Origin of the sequence: Halobellus marinus (assembly GCF_032113415.1) — an archaeon.
Classification (GTDB): domain Archaea; phylum Halobacteriota; class Halobacteria; order Halobacteriales; family Haloferacaceae; genus Haloquadratum; species Haloquadratum marinus.
Map to the genome: position 1 here is coordinate 160,129 of NZ_CP134946.1, position 20,152 is coordinate 180,280.

General features: G+C 52.5%; 14 protein-coding genes and 1 pseudogene. 6 read left to right on the forward strand and 9 right to left on the reverse strand.

Features of this window, described 5'->3' with window-relative positions; all coding sequences use genetic code 11:
* Positions 1-39: 39 nt before the first annotated feature.
* From RJT37_RS00830 to RJT37_RS00840, 3 genes are all read right to left on the reverse strand, one after another.
* Positions 40-3,231 carry an oligosaccharyl transferase, archaeosortase A system-associated gene (locus RJT37_RS00830; RefSeq protein WP_313686977.1) on the reverse strand — a complete coding sequence of 1,064 codons (3,192 nt, stop codon included), beginning with the start codon at positions 3,229-3,231 and terminating at the stop codon, positions 40-42.
* 102 nt (positions 3,232-3,333) lie between these two features.
* The gene (gene aglF / locus RJT37_RS00835; RefSeq protein WP_313686979.1) at positions 3,334-4,086 is read right to left on the reverse strand and encodes a UTP--glucose-1-phosphate uridylyltransferase AglF; all 753 of its coding nucleotides are present in this window, start codon (positions 4,084-4,086) and stop codon (positions 3,334-3,336) included.
* 100 nt (positions 4,087-4,186) lie between these two features.
* Positions 4,187-5,173 carry a GDP-mannose 4,6-dehydratase gene (locus RJT37_RS00840; protein WP_313686981.1) on the reverse strand — a complete coding sequence of 329 codons (987 nt, stop codon included), beginning with the start codon at positions 5,171-5,173 and terminating at the stop codon, positions 4,187-4,189.
* A gap of 349 nt (positions 5,174-5,522) precedes the next feature.
* Between RJT37_RS00840 and RJT37_RS00845 the strand changes: the two genes are divergently transcribed.
* Positions 5,523-7,319: an ABC transporter ATP-binding protein gene (locus tag RJT37_RS00845; protein ID WP_313686983.1), complete on the forward strand. Its 1,797-nt coding sequence runs from the start codon at positions 5,523-5,525 to the stop codon at positions 7,317-7,319.
* A gap of 268 nt (positions 7,320-7,587) precedes the next feature.
* Here RJT37_RS00845 and RJT37_RS00850 read toward each other — a convergent pair whose 3' ends face one another.
* Entirely contained in the window at positions 7,588-8,223 is a 636-nt protein-coding gene (locus RJT37_RS00850) for an IS6 family transposase (RefSeq protein WP_313686984.1), read from the reverse strand.
* Between the two features lie 81 nt (positions 8,224-8,304).
* Between RJT37_RS00850 and RJT37_RS00855 the strand changes: the two are divergent.
* Positions 8,305-9,080, forward strand: a pseudogene (locus RJT37_RS00855) (carbamoyltransferase C-terminal domain-containing protein).
* Positions 9,081-9,120: 40 nt separating this feature from the next.
* On the opposite strand, the gene RJT37_RS00860 reads toward RJT37_RS00855, so the two are convergent.
* From RJT37_RS00860 to RJT37_RS00870, 3 genes are all read right to left on the reverse strand, one after another.
* Positions 9,121-10,512, reverse strand: coding sequence for a sulfatase-like hydrolase/transferase (locus RJT37_RS00860; protein WP_313686988.1), 1,392 nt, complete (start codon positions 10,510-10,512; stop codon positions 9,121-9,123).
* Positions 10,513-10,568: 56 nt separating this feature from the next.
* Positions 10,569-11,546: a polysaccharide deacetylase family protein gene (locus RJT37_RS00865; protein WP_313686989.1), complete on the reverse strand. Its 978-nt coding sequence runs from the start codon at positions 11,544-11,546 to the stop codon at positions 10,569-10,571.
* An 88-nt stretch (positions 11,547-11,634) separates the two neighbouring features.
* Positions 11,635-12,429 carry a glycosyltransferase family 2 protein gene (locus RJT37_RS00870; protein ID WP_313686991.1) on the reverse strand — a complete coding sequence of 265 codons (795 nt, stop codon included), beginning with the start codon at positions 12,427-12,429 and terminating at the stop codon, positions 11,635-11,637.
* A 379-nt stretch (positions 12,430-12,808) separates the two neighbouring features.
* Between RJT37_RS00870 and RJT37_RS00875 the strand changes: the two genes are divergently transcribed.
* The 3 genes from RJT37_RS00875 to RJT37_RS00885 all read left to right on the forward strand — a co-directional run bounded on the left by RJT37_RS00875 (position 12,809) and on the right by RJT37_RS00885 (position 15,474).
* Positions 12,809-13,801: a transposase gene (locus tag RJT37_RS00875; protein ID WP_313686173.1), complete on the forward strand. Its 993-nt coding sequence runs from the start codon at positions 12,809-12,811 to the stop codon at positions 13,799-13,801.
* 126 nt (positions 13,802-13,927) lie between these two features.
* Positions 13,928-14,440 (forward strand): class I SAM-dependent methyltransferase, encoded by a 513-nt coding sequence (locus tag RJT37_RS00880; RefSeq protein ID WP_313686993.1) that lies wholly within the window; start codon positions 13,928-13,930, stop codon positions 14,438-14,440.
* A 41-nt stretch (positions 14,441-14,481) separates the two neighbouring features.
* Positions 14,482-15,474, forward strand: a complete 993-nt coding sequence (locus RJT37_RS00885) for a transposase (RefSeq protein WP_313686995.1) — start codon at positions 14,482-14,484, stop codon at positions 15,472-15,474.
* A 238-nt stretch (positions 15,475-15,712) separates the two neighbouring features.
* Here RJT37_RS00885 and RJT37_RS00890 read toward each other — a convergent pair whose 3' ends face one another.
* The gene (locus RJT37_RS00890) at positions 15,713-16,681 is read right to left on the reverse strand and encodes an alkaline phosphatase family protein (RefSeq protein ID WP_313686997.1); all 969 of its coding nucleotides are present in this window, start codon (positions 16,679-16,681) and stop codon (positions 15,713-15,715) included.
* 244 nt (positions 16,682-16,925) lie between these two features.
* Between RJT37_RS00890 and RJT37_RS00895 the strand changes: the two genes are divergently transcribed.
* Positions 16,926-18,068 carry a glycosyltransferase family 4 protein gene (locus RJT37_RS00895; protein WP_313686999.1) on the forward strand — a complete coding sequence of 381 codons (1,143 nt, stop codon included), beginning with the start codon at positions 16,926-16,928 and terminating at the stop codon, positions 18,066-18,068.
* Between the two features lie 138 nt (positions 18,069-18,206).
* Here RJT37_RS00895 and asnB read toward each other — a convergent pair whose 3' ends face one another.
* Positions 18,207-20,063: an asparagine synthase (glutamine-hydrolyzing) gene (gene asnB / locus RJT37_RS00900; RefSeq protein ID WP_313687001.1), complete on the reverse strand. Its 1,857-nt coding sequence runs from the start codon at positions 20,061-20,063 to the stop codon at positions 18,207-18,209.
* Between the last annotated feature and the right edge of the window lie 89 nt (positions 20,064-20,152).

Below are 20,152 nucleotides of genomic sequence, written 5' to 3' on the forward strand. Positions count from 1 at the left end.
AAACTGACGCCGGCTGAGTCTATCCTTCCGAGCGGGACATCAGCTCGCGCGTGCGGCGTCGACGCCGATTGCCGAACTCCGTAGCGACGACTGCGTGTCGCCGCCGGAACCGTCGTTGCTGCCGTCTGTCGTCGACTCGGAGGAGCCGTCGCCGCCGGAGCTGCCCCCGATCTGAAGTTGCTGGGCGTTCCGCTCGAGTTCGACCTCGACGGAGCCGTCCTGGTCACCGTTGACGTCCCCCTCGGAGACCGAGAGGTTCGACTGGTAGGTGACGATGTAGCCGCTCTCGTTGAGCGAGCCGGGCGTCGAGACCGTATACGGACCGGTCGCGCGCACGCTGACGTTCGTGTAGCCGTTCTCCGGGCCGTACTCGTCGTAGTCGGTCGTCGAGTACGGCAGCGTCAGCTCGAACTCGCCGTCGGCGTTCGTCTCCGCCTGCTGCGTGTAGGTGAACGTCGAGTTCGTGTTCGGAACGCGGAGTTCCGTCTGCGCGGTGACAGTCGAGTTCGCGGGCGCGCCGCTGCCCTCGACCGTCGCGCCGGGGACCCGCTCGAAGGTCTTCACCCACGCGGGGTTGCTCGGCACGGCCACCTGCGGGTTGTACCCGGCGATCTGTGCGCTGCGGCCGGTCTCCCGGAGGATGGAGTTCCCGGCGGAGGTTTCGCTGACCTGTGCGAGACGGTAATGTTCCAGCGCCTCGACGCGTTCGGCCGGGTAGGATCCGATGCCGCCGATCTGAGCGCTCCCGTCCTCCTCGACGTATTCTTCGGCGGCGCTCATATTGTCGAACGTCCGGACGAACGAACTCTCACCCTGCGGGTTCGAGGGGACGGTCACCGAGTCGCCGCTGCCGGTCTGAACCTGCCTGTCCTCCCAGTCGACGACGACCGGCGAGGGAGCCCGAGCGCTCCCGTGGTAGTAGTAGAGTCTCGTCATCGTGCTGTTGTAGAAGCGCTGCGTGCGGACCGAGGTGGTCCCGACGAACCGCCCCTGGTTCTCGTCGTCGAAGCGATACAGCGTTCGGACGAAGTCATCGCGGGAGACGTTCTGCTGGGCGTCGTAGAAGACCGTCGGCGCGCCGAACTTCGACCCCGGCGTCGCCATCTGCCAGTCGACCATCACGTAGCGGGTGTTATCGCCCTCGGTGCTCTGAGAGGTGAGGACTTCCTCCGATTGGGTCTCGTTGGGGGCGAGCAGGAAGTTCGCGGCGCTGGTCGCGCCCTGCTGGAAGGGGTTAGCGTTCGGGATCCGCTCGCCGCGGACGGTGATCCAGTGGCCGTAGTCCCACCACGACATCACGCCGTAGGAACCGTCCGGATACTCGAAGTCATCGGTGTACTCGTAGGTGCCGTAATACTCCATCTGATCGGCGTTGCCTGCACCGCCGAGGTTACCTTCCTCGGGAGTGTTGCCCTGCATCCACTCCAGGGATTCGTCCCAGACGGTGACTGCGCCGGGACCGTTGTTCTCGGCTTGATCCCAGGCGGGCGACGTCTGGGTGTTACCGACTGTGATCGGGACCGCCAGAGCGGGGCCGAGAACGAGCAGGACCGTAGCGACGATGGCCAGTACCTGATAGCCGTCGATGTCGTCGACCGCTTCGCGCCCGGAGACGTCGAGATCGAGCCACTGGAGAATCTGACCGAAGAGATACGCGTTGAAGACGGCGACAATAGGGGCGAGGTAATAGTTGAACCGCACCTGCGTGAACGCCATCGAGGTGATGAACACCGCCCAGACGACGAGGAAGAGTTTATCGGCGTCGTACTCGGCGAGGTAGGTCGCGCCGACGATGAGCGCGGAGACGATGAGCAGGCCGGCGACCTGCTCGTCGACGCCGGTGACACTTTCGATGCCGTTGAGGAGCGGGGAGGCGAGGAACAGCAGCGTGATGATCGCAAGTGCGCCCGCAATGTAGCCGTACGCGCGGGTTGTTCCCTTCCGGACGAGCGGGCGGGCGTGGAGCCAGACGGCCGCAGCGAGCCCGGAAAAGAAGGTCAGGCCGTATTCGATGGAGATTCGGCCGGCGGCCTCGACGCCGTAGCGCTGGAGGGTCGAGGGCGCGATGAACGGTTGGGCCTCGCCGATGGTTCGGGCGGTTGCACCGGCAGAGAAGCCGACGATGCGGAGCAGATTGTTCGCGATGGTGTCGACGATTCCGATCGGAAGAACCGCGAGGAGGCCAATCCCGACGACCCCGAGGCCGGCGACCGCGACCGGATAGAGGTTCGTATCGAGGTCGGTGGACTCCCATACGCGTGCGAGCCACGCGAGGACGACAGCGGTGATAGCAACGCTGAACGCAGCCAACGGCTGCAGCAGCGTGGGATCGTTCGTCCCGAACGAGAGCAGTTCGAGATCGAGAAGCCCCATCAGTGTCACGACGATCATACTCGTCGCGACCACGAACGCCGTCGGTTCCGGCGTCTGCTCGTTGACGACGTCGCTCGTGATTTTCACGAGGGTGAAGACGCCGACGATGCCGACGAGGACGACCCCCGGCGGCCACGTCCAGAGGTAGATGCCGGTGAGAAAGCCCGCCAGAAGACTCCACTTCAGTGGCTCTTCGATCGTGTCGAGTTCGCGGTGTTCGACGACCTCCTCGCGGACGACCTCCCAGACCGGCATCGTCGAAGCGGCCTTCCGGAGAGCGATCACCAGCCCGAGGACCGCAAGCGTCATCACGAACGGTTCGACGGCGTTGTGGTCGGCAGTACCGACGAGCGTCCTGCTGAGGAACGTTCCGGGGAGGAGCAGAAGAACGACCGCACCGAAAAGGCCCGCGAGACGTCCCGTGAGGTGCTTCCCGAGGAAGTACACCGGGATGGCTGCGAGCGCTCCCGCCACCGCGGGGGCGACGAGGAGCGTTTTGGCGACGAGTTCGGGACTCGGCGATCCGAGACCGACGATGAGGGCGACAGTCGCGACGGTCTGATCGTAGAGGGTGCCGAACTGGCCAGCGAACGTGCCGTAGGGAAAGCCCGTCCACGGGTCAAACGGCATTGTGGAGGGCCAGTTCTGTACCGCGTACATCGTCGACCGGAAGTGGTACCACGCGTCGTTGCCGGAGAAGAACACCTCGCCGTCTCGGATAAAGTTCGAGTACGACTGCATCCGGACGGCGAACATCGCACCGACTACGAGAAGGAGTGCGGGGACCTGATACCAGTCTTCTACCAGATCGAGGACCGACTGGCCTCCTCTATCGTCTGTTTCGCTACGCGAACCCATTATGGAGAGATTGTTTCGGAAAGGGCGAATAAGCCTTTTGTTAAGCGGACGAGAGCGGATTTAGGACGTCTCATTCGTCACGTGACAGAAGAACCAGATGCGTCACTCCGCAGCTGCACTCGACTCCGTGGATTCGACCTCGTAGTCCTCTTCGAGCCGCCGCTCGGCCTCGTCGCGGTCTTCGGGGTAGCCGACGTCGATGCGCCACCCGTTCATTCGGATGGCGTCGATCGTCCGTCCCGACTGAATCAGCAGGTCGATCGCATCGGAGAGTTCGTACTCGCCACGGTTAGAGGGCTGGACGAGGTGACACGCGTGGAAGATTTCGGGCGTGAACGTGTAGAACCCCGTCATCACGAGGTTCGTCGGCGGCTCGTCGGGCTTTTCGATGACCTCGACGATTTCGCCGTAGTCGTTGGTGTCGCAGACACCGTATCTGGAGGCTTCCTCGTAGGGGACCTCCTCGACGAGGAACGCGGCGTCGGAGCGGTCCTCGCGCTGGCGGTTGACGACGTCCGCGAGGTTCGCATCGAAGATGTTGTCGCCGAGCATCAGGATGAAGTCGTCGTCGATGTGTTCCTCAACTGTGAGGAGGGCGTGAGCCAGCCCCTTCGGCTCACGCTGGTGAGCGTACGTGATCGGAATTCCCTCGTAGGAATCGCCGTAGTACTCGATGAGCTTCTCCTTTTTGTAGCCGACGACGACGAGCAGTTCGCCGACGTCGAGTTCCAGCAGGCGGTCGAAACAGTGACTGAGGATGGGTTCCCCGGCGACTTCGACGAGCGCTTTCGGCTTGTCTTCGGTGAGCGGTCGGAGACGCGTGCCCTGCCCCGCCGCGAGAACGACAGCTTTCATAGAGGTACTGAAATGGTATGCCGAGAAATGTCTTTCCGTTCGATACGTCTCTCCTCGGATGGGACTGGTCAAATAAGCGATCCGAGCCACTGACAGGACGTCAGGACTGGCGAACCAGCGGATCGTACCAGTCTTCGTTCTCGCGATACCAGTCGATGAACTTGCTCACGCCCTCGCGAATATCGACCGTCGGTTCGTAGCCCAGCAGTTCGTTCGCTTTCGAGACATCGGCGTGAGTGTGTTCGGCGTCTCCCTCGCGGGGATCGTCGTAGACGATATCCAGCGACGGATCGATCTCGTCGCGAATCACCTCTGCGAGCGTCTGGATATCGATGTTGTCCGTCGAGCCGATGTTGAGAATCTCGCCGTCGGCGCCGTCGTCGGTGAGCAGCTGCTCGTTGACGCGGCGGATATCTTCGACGTATGTGAAATCCCGCGTCTGCTCGCCGGTACCGTAGATTACCGGGGGTTCGCCGTGGAGACACCGGGAGACGAAGTTCGTCATCGCCATATTCGGCCGCATCCGCGGGCCGTAGACGGTGAAGTATCGCAGCGAGACCGTCGGGAGACCGTAGATTTCGCTGTAGACGCGGGCGTACTGCTCGGTTGCGAGTTTCGAGACGCCGTACGGCGAGACTGGGGTCGTGGGATGATCCTCGTCGTAGGGGAGATACTCGGGTTTTCCGTAGACCGACGACGAGGAGGCGATGACGACGCGCTGGACGTCGTGTTTGCGGGACGCCTCTAAGACGTTGACAGTTCCGTCGACGTTGTAGCGGTTGACTTTCGCCGGCTCCTCGACGCTCTTTCGCACGCCGGCCTGTGCGGCCTGGTGGTAGACGACGTCCGTGTCGGCGACGAGGTCGTCGACGAGTTCTGCATCGGTAAGCGTATCCCTGACGAGTGTACAGGAGCCACCGTTCGCTGTGGCGGCCTCGCGTATCGCCTCGACGTTGTGGTCTTTGATGCCGAGGTCGTAGTACGGAACGAACTTATCGAGGATCGTAACATCGTGGCCGCTGGCGGCGAGCTGTTCGGCGATGTGGCCGCCGATGAATCCGGCACCGCCGGTGACGAGGACGCGCATAGGGTGGCTTTCTAGAGTAGTTGGATACGTGTTTCGACTCTGGGTGGTTTCCAAATAAACAGACGAAACACTGAACTAGACGTAAAAAGATCTGGACGCTCTTGTTTTTCACTCTACCAGAAGGCCCCGTCTTCTGGGTGGCCGAAAATCTCCAATTTGCAGCCCGTTAGGAATGCAATTGCTCAGTTGGTCGACCCACCTGCTTGCCTATTCGTATCTGAGCTCCGCCTATTATCATCTCTGAGCAGTATGACGGCTATGGCCGGTGGTTCGACACAGCCGATTAAACGCTGGTCGTGGACAAACAGCACCCTTATCACCATCACGGAATGAAACTCGGTATCTCGTAATGACGACTGACTCCGAGACGCTGTCGACCCAAGAGAAGCTGCAGGCCCTCAGACGGGTCGCTCGATATCGGCCGACGTTCGCGGCCGGGCTCGTGGTGCTTGGCGCCTTCGTGGCTTTCCTCGAGGGGATCGGGCTGAGTTTCATCTACCCGATAATCGAGACCGCACAGGCCCAGGAGCCGACGAACGTGGGGGGCCCCGTGATGGAGGCCTTCGTCAGCACGTATCAATTCTTTAATATTCCGTTCTCGCTCGGCTATCTGATTGTCGGTGTCGCGCTCGTGATGACGGTTCGGTATACGATGTCGTTCTTGGTGCGGTGGCTGGCGGCGGTGCTCGGCAAACAGTACGAGAAAGAACTGCGTACGCGTGCGTTTGATCGCGCACTCGATGCCAAAGTCGGGTACTACGATGAAGAGGGTACTGACAACATTCTGAACGCGATTATTACGGAGACGCGATACTCGGGGCGCGTAATCAAGCAGGGTATTGCGATGCTTGAGACGCTTTTTCTCGTGTTGATGTATGTCGCCGTAATGTTCTACATCACACCCACGATGACGCTCCTCGCTATTGTACTACTGGGGGGTATCACCGGAACCCTTCGATTCGTGATCGAACCTGCAGTGACTGTCGGCACACGGGTGGCGGAGGCGAACGAGCGCGTCCAGGAGACGGTACAGGCCGGTACACAAGGGATTCGCGACGTGAAACTCTTCGGACTGCGTTCGGAAGTGTTTTCGAGTTTTTCGGATGCTATCGACAAGTATGCTCGTTCGGAGATCAACCTCAGCCGGAACGAGATTGCGATCAAGAACTTCTTCGAGTTGTCGGCTGCACTCATCATCTTCACGTTGATTTACGTTGGGTTCACGTTCACCGGTCTCTCGCTCGGCGAACTCGGGATTTTCCTGATCGCGATGTTCCAGCTTGCACCGAAAGTGAGCGTCCTTAATTCAAAAGTGTATAAGACGGAAGGGAACCTTTCGCACGCTGTTCGTACGCACGAGTTCCTTGATGAAATCGGTGACCGACGGGAATACAGCGGTGAGCAGTCGGTTTCATCTGTATCCACTATTGAGTTCGACGATGTCCGTTTCGCCTACAACGAGGACGAACAAGTGCTTGGTGGGATTTCATTCGACGTTAGCAAAGGAGAGTTTATTGCGTTCGTGGGGCAATCCGGTGCCGGAAAGTCGACGATTGTCTCGCTGCTTTCGCGGATGTACGATCCCGATGCCGGTGAGATTCGGGCCGACGGAACGCCAATCGACGAGTACGACATCCGAGAGTGGCGCGAGCGGATCGCAGTCGTTCGACAGAAGCCGTTCATTTTCACCGACACACTGGAGAATAACGTGACTATCGGCAATCGGGATGCGACGCGCCGTGAGGTCGAACGCGTCTGTGAGATCGCAAAGGTCGACGAGTTCGTCGGCAACCTTCCGAATGGATATGATTCCCAGCTAGGCGACGATGGTGTTCGCCTCTCAGGTGGACAGCGACAGCGGGTGGCACTGGCGCGAGCGTTGCTTAAGGACGCTGACTTTCTGGTGTTGGACGAGGCGACGAGTGATCTCGACTCGAATCTGGAGAAGGAAGTGCAGGCGGCTATCGAGTCAATGGATCGCGATTACGGGATTATCGTGATTGCTCACCGGTTGTCGACGGTGAAGAACGCGGATCGGATCTACACTGTCGATGACGGTGAGATCATCGAATCCGGGACGCATCAGGAGTTACTAGCGGAGGAAGGAGAGTATGCTGAGTTATATACGATCCAATCGAAAGCATAATTACCCATTCGTGGAGCGTGTCATAGAAGTCTTCACACACTATAGTCGATATTTTTACTATTATAGGAAGTTACTGGCTTAGAACATCGTGCACTTGAGTGGTCTGCGAAAGAGTTGAGCCTTGAGAGAGCGTCTATCTCTTGATGAAGAGTAGTCGCGGAGGGCAGTTGGTGAAGCACTTGTCGGAAGAAGAACTCGATCAGGCGATGAGAGACGCACAGAAGGCAGACGAGACTCGCCTCGTCCGGCGGTTATCACAGGGCATTGTTCAGATTAGCTGATTGAAGCAGACGGCGAACGCTTGGAGCCACGTTTCTGCAGTGGTCGGATCAGCGTGTCTGAAGTGGTTAGCGAAGGCTTCGGTTCGGTGTTTCAGCTCTTTAAACACGCGTTCGATGGCATTCCGATTCCCGTGGGTGACGTGTTGGAATCGGAGCGAGTGGCGATGGCAGGCCGCCTGCAGCCAAGGCGCGCCATCGACCAGGAAGATCGCGTCGTCGACGAGATGTTTCTCGCGGAGTTCCGTGAGGAACATCTCGGTCAGTGCCTGGGTCCTGGTCGGGAACAGTCGCATATACAGCAGGCGGTTCGTGTCGGGGTCGACCGCCGAAAACAGCCAGTAGCGCTGGTCATTCACTCGAATTACGGTATCATCAACCGCGACGTAATTCGGATCGTGACCCCCTGTTGGCTGTAGATCAGCCTTCTGAATCCAGTTGTGAACGGTAGAACGACACCGATCGACACCCAGGCCAGCGAGGACTGAGACGGTATCCGACAGCGATAATCCCGCTAAATGCAGTTGGATACCCAGCTTCATCGCCGGCTCGGGTGTCGCCTCTCGCTCCACAAACTCTAACTCCGGAAAGTCGCTACATCCGATGAGGCGGTCCGGTTCTTGCATAGGCACCAACGAACTACGACCGCCTCACTTTTCGATCTTATCTGAACAGTGCCAGCTGGGGGCGTCGCAATGAATTGTAAAATGAATCGTGAAATTCTAAATTTGGACTGTGTTGATGATCTATTTATCCAGCCAGCGGCTAATGATTCAGGAATCTGTCTTGGAGCTGCATTAGAAGCATTCTATAGAGTAACTGGAAAAAAACCAAATGTTGAATATGAAAATGTATATTTCGGACCTAAGTATTCTAATAATGAAGTCTACGAAACGCTATCGGAGTATAAAATAGAATTCGAACAGAAAAACGATATTAGTACAAAGGTTGCAGAATTACTCGCAGAAGGTTATCTGGTGGGTTGGTTCCAAGGGCGGATGGAGTATGGTGCCCGAGCATTAGGTAACAGAAGCATCCTAGCAAACCCAACTAAGCAAGAATATATGGATAAAGTGAACTCAAATGTTAAGGGGAGAGAAGCCTGGCGGCCATTCGCGCCGAGTATGCTGTACGAAGCCCGGAACGAGTATCTAGTTCACGGTGATGAAGCACCATTTATGATATTATTGGATGGTGTTGATGAAACCAAACGAAAGGAGATACCTGCAGTCACTCACGTAGATGGTACGACACGTCCCCAAACTGTTCGTGAAGAATCAAATCCAAAATACTATAATATGATAAAAAATTCGGAGAGTTAACTGGAACTCCTGTGGTGTTGAATACTTCCTTCAATAAAGCGGGAGATCCGATTATTGAGTCACCTACTCAAGCGATCGAAACATTCTATTCAACAGGTTTAGATGCACTAGCAATAGAAGACAATCTTATAACCAAACCAGAAATTAATATTTCATCTTAGTTCTCCATCTGTTAACCAAAATTTTCAATATATGGAATATTTATAGATAACCAAAATCCTTCAGTCGTTGTCTGACCTCTTCATCATACTGGATCTCTCTATAACTACCTTCGGGGGCATTAGAGAGCCTAACCTCAATTTCTTCTCTCAATTCGTCGTGGTTTTCACCACGCTGTGTGACATAGTCTCCGGCAATATAATCAACTCTATCCTCACCACGAACAGCAGCCATATCAAATCGTATATTTTCTGTTTCATCCCCCGTTGGATTAACTGGGGTTCCCTTTTCATCTGCATTATAAATGAATTCGGTAACTGACACAGTATCTTCGTCGATATCGAGAAGATCACGACCCTTAAATTGCTCAGCGTCAGATCGATTTAGTGCAGCGAGTGTAGTTTTCGGTAGTGATTGAAGGTTGACGGTGTGATCTATTTTCTGCGGAGTAGCGTCCGGAGCAAAAATGAGTAACGGAACGTGTATACGCTCCTCATCAAGTTCAGTTTCACGCTTGAACCATGTGCCGTGGTCTGCAGTAACGACGACGAATGCATCTCGATCGAGTAGTGATTCTACAAGTGAAGCGACTTTTCGGTCAGTGTCCCAGATAGCTGCACGAAGTAGAGCGCTCATCTTTTCAGCAATTACTTTGTCGCCATCTCTGAACTGCTCGTATACGTCCTGTCCACGGATGCCAATCGGTATTTCCTCACGCGAGTAGTCTGAGCAGAATAATTCGAGCGCTTCGTCACTCGCGTCCAGAGGTGGATGAATATCCATATAATTCGCTACCACAAATGTGTCCTCATCGCTTTCAGCGAGGAATTCTCTAATCCTGGCATTCATTTCATTAGCGTACTGGAACCGGTTTTGATCCCGTGATGAGGACTCTGGAATACTAGAACGCCGTTCTCTCATTACATTTCTGTATTTAATTCCATTAACAATAGATCGGATAGGCTTTGATGAGGTGGAAATATATTTGAAATATCTTCGGATTTTATTATCATAATCGTGGGTCTTCATAAACTCTGCAGGATTTCTAGCGTCGGAGAACACCATATATTCTTCTTCCCGCAGATCGTTCGTCACGTCGAATCCCTTTTGCAATCCGTTAAATATATAAGGATTTGCGGAGACCAGCATAGACCGGTGTGTTAATGATAATATCTCACCAATTGTCTTTACATTATTTTCGAAGTACGGAAATGCCTCGTGCATACCGGTAACTGAGGGTGGTTCCCCAGTGAAAAACGAACCGTGTGAGGAGGGACTTGATGGACCAGGAACGTAAGCATTTGTGTAAACAGCCCCAAATTTATTGACAAGAGCTGAGAGCTCTGGCATAGTATTTTCACCACTTGTTGACCGAGCGTTAAATGGCGTAGCATCAAACGAAAGGGAATCCAAGATCAACCATGCAATATCCATAAGAAAACAAACTCATTCTGTATAAATAAGCTTGCTGTTCTCAGCACAATATGTGATTATAATATTTCTGAGTTTGAGCACAATTCGATATCTATTCCAGTACCCAATAGGTTATTATGCGCTAAATTAGACATATCGAGACGTGGGAGTGTATAACACTGATTCCAATCCCTGGGCTCAACTGTCCGTTGTTCAGTTGTAACTGCACTCTCGTATCCTACTTGTTCTACTACTTGCAAACTGTTTGGGGAAGTAGAACCATATGGGAATGAAAAGTGTGCAATATGGTCACCCAAAATTCCAGATAGGATTTTCTTTGACTGTACCATATTTGTCTTTATATTAGAATTCGACAATTTCCCAAGAGGGCGATGTTCGTGACTATGTGACCCAACTGTAACTAGTTCGTGTGTCCCAAGCTGACTAACTGTATCTGGAGTAACAATTTTGAATTCTTTGGCTTCGGGGGATCCAATTCGTTCTATGAGTGAATTCCGTCTTTCCGGTGGTAAGTGTTTGTATTGTTGACGCAGTTCGGAGTATGCCTTTTTGACATTACGTTTAGTAGAGAGATCATATTCACCAATTTCGGTATATATTTTGTCGGATTGTCGGAGTGCAGAAGCAAGACGAAATTCGTACGGGGCAACCTGCTCACACATAAGTTTAGTCGATATGTATACAGTACTTGGAACACCATATTCTTCTAATACCGGAAGAGCCTGATCGACATAATCTTGATACCCATCATCGAAGGTTAGAATGACCGAATTTTTCGGTAGTGTTCTTTCCCCTCTTATATAATCAAGTAAGTCCTCAAGGGAAACAATTGTTTTGTTTTGTGACAGCCAGTCAATATGATTCTTAAATGTCTCTGGAGTCACACCATATTCCCACGGTCCCCAGTTTCGTTGGCCCTTTTCCGAAATAGAGTGATACATACAAATAATTGGATTCCGAACCTTTTGTTGTGGGTTTTTGACGCGGTTGAATATGTTTGCCAGTAGTCCAGCGAATCTCTCCTTCTTATTCATACAAAGATCTGCTTTCTTCGGAATGGAATGTCTTCAGGTGTGTATCCGCTGCGAGCCTCATCTAGGACCAAGTTTTCCTACCAATACATTACGACCCCTGATTTCTTTTGATCAAGCTCAGCAATATAAATACGGGTAAGGCTGCTGCAGCACGAATATTTTCAGGGGATAGTCCATATCGGAGTGATCTGACAATTGCGAGAGCTGCGTTTGAAAATTTGTTCTCTTTTCTAAACTGTACACAAGCTTTATAATTAAGGATTCGTCTGAATTCCCGTAATTTAGAAGGTGGTATATCTTCGTTCTGTTCTAAAACGGATGCCATTTTTTGTCTTTGTTGGTATAGCAACCGTGGATTGTTATGAGCTGAGAGCCCCTGCTTATGCTTTCGTATTTCAACTAAATTTTCACAGAGACAAACGTCTGATTCTAGCGCCGATTCAATCATAAATATATGGTCCTCAAACCGATCTAGAGATTCATTAAACTGTACCGATATTTGTTCTGTATCAATAAGAATTGATGACGTTTTGGAGACGATATTTCCGGTTAGTAAACCAGATATGAACTCATTCGTTGATTTCGGTGTACCTTCTACACAGATTCCCGCTCCAGTTTCGCGTATTCGCTCAATCTGGCGTTGAAGTTTATTTTCCTTCCACAAATCATCAGCATCAAGGAAAGCAACGTAACGTCGATCTGCTTGAGCGAGTCCTTGGTTTCTTGCCCAGGCGGGGCCTTTTCGTTCAGGATCTTCAACAATAATGGTTTCTGTTTCTACGTTTTGGCCGTCTACTGACTCAAGTGCCTTATTGAGCAAATCTTCTGGAGTGATTGACGGAGCGTACGGAATTACCACATTAACTGTCGGCGTCTGCTCCACGGTAATTTAGATAGAACGCTATCTACAGAAAAACCCTTTTGCTCCGGAATCGGAAGGTTCAGACTAGCTGATTAAAACAGACGGCGAATGATTGGAGCCACGTTTCTGCTGGTTCAGGACGATCGTGTTGTGAATGATTGATAGACAGCGCTTGGCACCCAAGATGATGAGGACTGAGACGGTGTCCAACAGAGCAATCCCGTCAAAAGGAGTTGGATATCCAGCTTTATCGCTGACTCAAGTGTCGCCTCTCGCTCGATAAAAGCTAACTCTGGAAAGTCGCTACACTTGATGAGATGTTGGATTTTGGCGTAAGCACCAATAGAGGGTGTCATAGAACGGTTACCACACCAAAGAGCAGGGTGAACGCTGAGGTGGAATGAGTTCAGCGACCCTGCAAGATGATCCTTCGGTAGAGACGTTCTTCAATGTCGCGGAGACTGAAACGCTAGCGCTGTTTGAGTATCTCTCCTTCGAGTTTCTTGAAGAGTTCGACGTGTTCGCCCCGGCGGAGACGGGGCGAACACGAGAGCATGAGCCACCAGAGATGATGCGCGCGGTTCTCCATTGCTACTACCACGACATCTACGGCATTCGTCCCGTTGAACGGGAGCTTCGGAATACGGTCGTTTGGGTGAGCTGCGGCTTCGATCGACCGCCGTCGAGAGACGCGGTCGATCGCTTCCTCACCGATCTTGAACACGTTGTCGACGAAGTCTTGGACCACCTCGTCGAGCAGGCCGCCCGGCGCGGCCTGCTCGACTTGACTTACTGCATCGATTCAACAGACGTGAGAGCGATGCCCGCTGATCAAGACGCCTCAAAGTGCTACGATCCAACCGACGACGAGTACTACTACGGCTACGGCTGTACGATCGTCTCAACCGGACAAAAGATCCCGATTGCAGCGGAGTTCACCGAGAGCAAACAAGCGCCAGAAGAGACGGCGATGCGCGTCACACGTGACGCGCTCGCCGTCGCCAAGCCGATTTGGATGGTCGGTGACAGTGCCTACGACACGCTCGACTGGCACGACCACCTGCTTGCCGCAGGGGTCGTGCCAGTCGCCCCGTACAATGCACGAAACGCTGACGAACCGAAAGACATCGAATATAGAGTCGAAGACCGTATTGAGAAACACAGCAAGGACGTTCAGCTGAAGCAATCTATCCTGGACGAGACGTACAACCGCCGTACAGGAGTCGAACGAACTAACGAATCAGTGAAGGACTGCGGCCTCGGGCGAACGCACGCCCGAGGCCGCGTCCACGCACGAGCGCAGGTTTTCCTCGCTCTATGTCTTCGTCTCGTTGTCGCAATCACCAACTACGAACGCGGAGACAATCCGGGAAGCACTATCATCACGGTGTGAGAAGACTTCTATGACACCCTCACCAATAATCTATAAACGCCTCATCTTTCGATCTTATTTGAATACGCCGTAAACATTCGCAACACTCAAGATAACCCCAAAGAATGTCCGATATCACCCTCTAAGATGAACAAAGATTCCTCCTTTGATATTAAAGGTACAACCATCTCCGCAGATGATTTAGTGTTGGATCTCGGGACGAAAGATGGAACAACACTATCTGGGTGCCCCGGAACAGTTGTTGGTATCGATATTGATGACTCTCAATTTCCTGAAACTACCGACACCGAACTCATTCTTGGCGACGGACGGACACTCCCATTTGATACAGACGTCTTTGACTACGTGCATTGCTCCGTGGTTTTAGAACACGTCGATGGGTCCGGATCTTTAATTTCCGAAGCAGCACGCGTTCTCAAATCATCCGGAGTAGCGTTTTTCGGCTTCCCAAATCGAATCTCGCTTCTGCAACCTCATATGCTCCCACGATATTATTCGATTCTGCCGAAACCGCTCGGTCGACTGTTAGCACCGCTCCTCCTCTCAGAACGGGAAACCGAATACTACGAGAACGCGTTATTTCCGCTCACCCCGATTACAGCACGTCATCACTTACACTCCAATTTGAGGGTGTCATAGAACGAGTAGCACACCAAAGAGCAGGGTGAACGCTGAGGTGGATGAGTTCAGCGACCCTGCAAGATGACCCTTCGGTAGACTCGTTCTTCAATGTCGTGGAGACAGAGACGTTAGTGCTGTTCGAGCATCTCTCCTTCGAGTTTCTCGAAGAATTCGACGTGTTCGCCCCGGCGGAGACGGGGCGAACACGGGACCACGAACCACCAGAGCTGATGCGTGGCTTTCTCCACTGCTACTACAAGGACATCTACGGCATTCGTCCCGTTGAACGAGAGCTTCGGAACACGGTTGTCTGGCTGAGTTGTGGGTTCGATCGACCGCCGTCGAGAGACGCGGTCGATCGCTTCCTTACCGACCTCGAACACGTCGTTAAGAAGGTGTTCGACCACCTCGTCGAGCAGGCCGCCCGCCGCGGCCTGCTCGACTTGACCTACTGCATCGATTCAACTGACGTGAAGGCGATGCTCGCCGATCAAGACGCGTCGAAGTGCTATGATCCAACCGCTGAGGAGTACTACCACGGCTATGGCTGTACAATAGTCTCTACCGGGCAAAAGATCCCAATTGCGGCTGAGTTCACCGAGAGCAAACAAGCGCCAGAGGAGACGGCGATGCGCGTCACGCGTGACGCGCTCGCCGTCGCCAAGCCGATCTGGATGGTCGGTGACAGCGCCTACGACACGCTCGACTGGCACGACCACCTGCTGGCCGCAGGGGTCGTGCCAGTCGCTCCGTACAACGCGCGAAACACCGACGACCCGAAAGATATCGAGTACAGGGTCGAAGACCGCATCGAACAACACAGCGAGGACGTACAGCTGAAGCAGTCCACGTTGGATGAGACATACAACCGACGTACTGGAATCGAACGAACCAACGAATCAGTGAAGGACTGCGGCCTCGGGCGAACGCACGCCCGAGGCCGCGTCCACGCGCGAGCACAAGTGTTCCTCGCGCTGTGCCTTCGTCTCGTCCTCGCAATCACCAACTACGAACGCGGAGACAATCCGGGAAGCACGATCATCACGGTGTGAGAAGAGTTCTATGACACCCTCTCCAATTTTGAAGAGGTCAATTACACGATGCAAATAAGCGGTGAAATGATAACAGATAACCCTCGAATACGGCGGTTAATGCGGGCCGGAAACCAAATCGTAACGAAGCCGCCATTCAAGTGGCCGTATGAGTTACTTTGGCCAAACGCAACTTATCGATGTAAAGATCCAAAATATGACCGGCATACAAGATGAGGGTATATAAAAGAATACAAGATTACAACTTATAACCGAGGTCTCTGAGGTGGTCGTCTACATCCTCCGTCACTTCTTTAGATTGGGTAATCGATTCGTGGGGCGCATCTGCTTCATTAATCTCACGTCGCTCTCCATTTTGTATCTTAAACCACGGCACTTTGACCAGTTGATCCATATAGACCCCTTCAGGGTGGAAAGTCTCGATGATTGGAATTGGCCGCGACCGTTCCGCCAGCAGTTCACCGTGGTCAGCAGAAATGACTGTCAGTCCCTCCAGTTCCTGTAATAGGTCATCGATATGACTCAATATATATTCGACTGACGATCGGTATGCGTCCTGAATCTCCTGTTTCGTGAGGCGTTCCGGTTTTTCCGTCGAACGGTGGACGAGATCAAACAACGTGTCTGTTTCGTGTTTCGTCTTGAAGTCGACGATTATGTCCCCGTTTTCATCAACGTACGGCCGGTGCGGTGGCATATAATGGATGATAAATCGCTTGTTTGGGTACTCCTCATACCGTTCCAGTGCCTTTTCGGTGACTTTGTTGCACCATGTGCGAACTTCCCCTAGCTCTCTCTTACCGCCAGACGATAATCTATCGAATAGAAAGACATCGCTACGCTCGTCGCCAAGCTCTTCGCTGATCTTTTTGTACCAAGTGTTTGCTGACACGTATACCGTGTCCAGTTGATCTGGCCCCTGGAAGTTCCCACGGACAAATTCAACAGAACTTGATCCTCTGCTGATTCTACTCTCCAACACACCATCAAAGGTGTGTAGATTTGAAAAATAATCGTACCGACACGAATCCAGCAAAATCAGATTATCCCAATCTTCTTCAAAAATGTATGTCCCCTCGGTGTTATACCTCTCTGGTGGTTGATTTATGATCCTATTAGCCGTTTTGCAGGCCGATTGGAAATCCGTCGCCACGCGGAGGATGTCTCTTATTGAGATATCCTGAAGATTCTCCCTAACGGCAACCATTCGATTCGCAACCCGTACTCTATCTATATAAACATCGCTGCTTCAAAGACTCTACTAGTCCAAGGTACGGAGCCAAGGGCTCCGATGGTCATTTCGAGGCAGTGACGTTTATATTGGATTATCAACCATAGCAAGAGGACCAGCGAATCTAAAGAGCACATCCAGTAATGACCTTGTTTCCATTAGTCTGCCGAAGAGACGGAATCCGCAACTATATCAAACTTGGTCAAGTGGATCCAGATGGATGTCGCGAATAGCCTTTTTCACTCTTAATGCCTACGATATGCTCACAGGCGGCCACGAGGGTGACGCCGTCGGTGGAGCACAACTCCAGCAAATTCTGATAGGCAAGGAGCTAGCAAAGCGTGGATACGAGGTTATATTCGTAGAGTACGCTGCGGAGTACAAAAAAGAGCAACGAATCGACGGAATCAAGATAGTCACCAAGCCCAGACCAAAGGGATCAGAACTATCGCGGGCAGCTAAAGCAGTTGTTGGAACACTCCGAACGCTCAGACGAATCGATCCCGATGTCTGCTATCGTCGAGTATTGGATTTCGAGATACTCCCACTTTCGTTTTATTGCTCTCTTACCGATACCCGATTCGTATATGGGTTTGCGCACGACAACGAACTCACCGACGATTCTACATTTTTTTCAAAAGGTGTAAAGCAAACATCATTATACAGGCGGCTTAATCAGTTCGCGATCTCGACCGCCGATTCAGCGATTGCACAGAATGCCTACCAGTATAATATTGCGACCTCTCGATACGATACCGATGTATATCAAATCCCGAACTGTTATCAGATTGAGGAAGTGGAACCGATAGATTGGGATTATGAGTCGCCCGTAATCTTCTGGGCAGCACGTATTGAGCGGGTCAAACGCCCAAAGACAGTTGTAAAGTTGGCTCGAAAACTCCCTGACGTTACCTTTGTTATGGCTGGGGGGCCAGGGAATGCCGAACTCTATTCGGAGCTTCAACAGGAGGCTGAATCGCTCGAAAACCTCGTTCTGCTGGGACATATCCCATTCGAAGAAATCGACCGACACTTTGCAGCAGCTGATCTATTCTTAAACACCTCTGAAGCCGAAGGATTTCCGAATACATTCCTGCAAGCGTGGGCAAATGAAACACCAGTTGCGAGTCTCGCTGTTGATCCAAACGAGATTTTGTCTTCGCAAGGGATTGGACTCTTCGCAGATGGCTCCGTTGAGACGCTATGTGAGGAAATGCGTGATGTGATAGATGACGAAGAACTCCTCTCTACACTGGGGCAAGATAGTCGAGAATATCTACACGAAAATCATTCAGTGGAAGCGATCAGCGAACAGTACGAACGTGTGCTACTCGGCGAGGGGAACGGGTTAACAGATTCGTAAGATTCTCTTATGGATGGGCAACCAGCGACGTCCTGTCTGTTTGACTTATGATCGGTTTTCTCAACTACCTGTACGAAGCTAATATAAGATGCCTGCTCATTTGGTATATAATGAGTTTTGTGAAAGCCGTAGCCCATCTTAGTCAATGTATTGCTCGTACCATTCTTCGAGGAATACGAGATCCCAGAGCTGTCTACCATCGTCTTTCTCACCAGCGACGTGTGCTTCCCACTTCCGTTGGAGACCTGCTTTGTCCCACGCTTCTCGCTCACCTAACCGTTCGATAGCCTCACGACCACGTGTTTTCAGATGCCCACGGAACCACTCGCCAACGGGAACGCCGAATCCCTGCTTCTTCCGGTCGACGACAGCATCCGGTAAATAAGGCCTGAAAGCCTCCTTCAGAACGACCTTTTTCTCGAATCGAGGCATCTTCTGGGCCGCTGGAATTCGTCGGGCGAACTCGACAAGCTTGTGATCAAGAAACGGTGACCGGACTTCGAGCGAATGTGCCATACTCGCTCGGTCGACTTTAACGAGGAGATCATCGGGGAGGTAGCTTCGGAGATCAACGCCGGTTGCTTCGTCAACGGGTTTGCGTGCTGGAGTCGTATCGAATAGTTCACGGAACCATTCCAGTAGATCTCCCTTTTGCGGGCCATCGTACACTGACGCGATGTCATTCTCGGTAAAGTGACCGACAAGTCCAGCGTAACGTTCCGCTTTGGGTTTCTCTGCGAGACGTAGTATCCGTTCTGCGTCCCGCTCGCGCGGTATCATCTCGCGGATTTGTCTAGGAAGGCTTCGTACTGTTTTTGCTCCTACATTCGTGGTGAGATTTGGGAGTCTGCTTGCGAGTGAGATTGCCTTGTAATTCGCATACCGGGGATAACCAGCAAAATTTTCATCACCTGCGTCCCCTGCTAGTGCAACCGTGATATGCTCACTTGCCATCTTCGATACGTAATAAGTCGGAAGCGCAGAAGGGTCACCGAACGGCATTTCATAGTGATCGACGATGTCAGGAAGTGATGCCATCTCATCAGGTGATACCTCGAACTCGTGATGGTCCGTGTTGTACCTATCGGCAACCATCTGGGCGTAATTAGTTTCGTCGAACTCCGCTATGTCAAATCCGATACTAAACGTCTTGATGTCGTCAACACCGAGGTCGTCCATCATAGCAACTGTAATCGAGGAGTCGATGCCACCACTGAGAAACACTCCAAGGGGAACATCGCTACGCAGACGGAGACGAACCGCGTCGCGCACTTTCTTGCGTAGGCGCTGTTGAATTGCTTTCTTCGAGAGCGTCAACGGATCGGAATCGGGTAGCGACCAGTAGGAATTATGAGTGATTGAATCGTCGTCGACGATCATATACTCGCCCGGTCCGAGCTTCTTGATGCCGTCGAAACCGGTTCGTGGGTGGGGGACGTACTGATAGGTGAGATACTCCTGAATCGCGCGATGATCAGGTCGTGCCGTGAGGTTTGAATCCTTAAGCAGTGCTTTGATAGTTGAACCAAACAGAAATGCATCATCGGATTGGTGATAAAAGAGCGGTTTCTGGCCGAGTCGGTCCCGCGCTAGGACGAGTCTGCTATGCCGTTCGTCCCAGATTCCAAATGCGAACATTCCCCGAAGTTCGTTGAGACAGTCGATCCCAAGCTCCTCATACAAATGCAGAAGAACTTCCGTGTCAGTTTCACTTTTGAACGAGTAGCCTCCGAGATAGCGGTCGCGGAGTTCCTGATAATTGTAAATCTCACCATTATATACGATATGAATTGTCCCGTCCTCGTTGCTCATCGGTTGTGTTCCAGCATCGGTTGTATCGATGATTGAAAGTCGACAATGTGAGAGGACGATATCTTTATTCTGAAAAATACCTTTAGCATTAGGGCCGCGGTGTGTCATCGTCTCGGCCATTGCTTGCCCGAGACCGTTATCTGGTGTCCCAGTAAAGAACCGCTTCCCAGCAATTCCACACATATTTCTTCTTACCTACAGTAGCACGTAAAATTCGTTCGATTACTTAGCCTGTAAGAATTAAATCTTATCTTTCGAGGCGACAAAGCCAG

What these genes read in the sequence shown, in the direction of transcription:
- RJT37_RS00830 (WP_313686977.1), bottom strand. Translation starts at nt 3,231, where the DNA reads ATGGGTTCGCGTAGCGAAACAGACGATAGAGGAGGCCAGTCGGTCCTC.
- aglF (WP_313686979.1), bottom strand. Translation starts at nt 4,086, where the DNA reads ATGAAAGCTGTCGTTCTCGCGGCGGGGCAGGGCACGCGTCTCCGACCG.
- RJT37_RS00840 (WP_313686981.1), bottom strand. Translation starts at nt 5,173, where the DNA reads ATGCGCGTCCTCGTCACCGGCGGTGCCGGATTCATCGGCGGCCACATC.
- RJT37_RS00845 (WP_313686983.1), top strand. Translation starts at nt 5,523, where the DNA reads ATGACGACTGACTCCGAGACGCTGTCGACCCAAGAGAAGCTGCAGGCC.
- RJT37_RS00850 (WP_313686984.1), bottom strand. Translation starts at nt 8,223, where the DNA reads ATGCAAGAACCGGACCGCCTCATCGGATGTAGCGACTTTCCGGAGTTA.
- RJT37_RS00860 (WP_313686988.1), bottom strand. Translation starts at nt 10,512, where the DNA reads ATGGATATTGCATGGTTGATCTTGGATTCCCTTTCGTTTGATGCTACG.
- RJT37_RS00865 (WP_313686989.1), bottom strand. Translation starts at nt 11,546, where the DNA reads ATGAATAAGAAGGAGAGATTCGCTGGACTACTGGCAAACATATTCAAC.
- RJT37_RS00875 (WP_313686173.1), top strand. Translation starts at nt 12,809, where the DNA reads ATGAGTTCAGCGACCCTGCAAGATGATCCTTCGGTAGAGACGTTCTTC.
- RJT37_RS00880 (WP_313686993.1), top strand. Translation starts at nt 13,928, where the DNA reads ATGAACAAAGATTCCTCCTTTGATATTAAAGGTACAACCATCTCCGCA.
- RJT37_RS00885 (WP_313686995.1), top strand. Translation starts at nt 14,482, where the DNA reads ATGAGTTCAGCGACCCTGCAAGATGACCCTTCGGTAGACTCGTTCTTC.
- RJT37_RS00890 (WP_313686997.1), bottom strand. Translation starts at nt 16,681, where the DNA reads ATGGTTGCCGTTAGGGAGAATCTTCAGGATATCTCAATAAGAGACATC.
- RJT37_RS00895 (WP_313686999.1), top strand. Translation starts at nt 16,926, where the DNA reads ATGTCGCGAATAGCCTTTTTCACTCTTAATGCCTACGATATGCTCACA.
- asnB (WP_313687001.1), bottom strand. Translation starts at nt 20,063, where the DNA reads ATGTGTGGAATTGCTGGGAAGCGGTTCTTTACTGGGACACCAGATAAC.